This is a genomic window from Bradyrhizobium sp. Crot121 (genome assembly GCF_059512385.1).
In genome coordinates, this window is sequence record NZ_JCAMOR010000438.1 from 1 (window position 1) to 400 (window position 400).

Genomic DNA, 400 nt, shown 5'->3' on the forward strand with positions numbered 1-400 from the left:
CTTGGCGGATGGTTTCTTCATATCCGGATGGTCCTTTCACCTGGTTTTCGACGTCGAACCACATGACAGTCCCATGAGTTCGGCGTGCCGACCTACTAGCAGAAATGCGAGTTGGCGCAGCCAACGCCTTTGCGCATCATCCCGGCCGTTCCGAAGGAGCGGATGCGAAGGGCGCGATGACCCGTCACCGTGGGGATCTTGCCGTCTATTACGGTCGCCGATCCTTCGCCAAGGCCGGCGGGCTGGTACCCATCCTCTCGCGAAGGAATGCAAAGGAAACGACACTGGATTATGCCGGCAGTCCCTTCTATCGCCAGGCACTTCGCTTCGCCGGAGCGCGCGGCCTTCATCTCGTCAACGTCGCCCGAACCCTGGTCCGCGATCGGCTCGAGTGGACGGT

General features: G+C 61.0%; 1 pseudogene. It reads left to right on the forward strand.

Annotated elements, in window-relative coordinates:
• Window positions 1-173: 173 nt before the first annotated feature.
• Window positions 174-400, forward strand: a pseudogene (locus AC5ZGW_RS47370) (hypothetical protein); the annotation flags it as partial.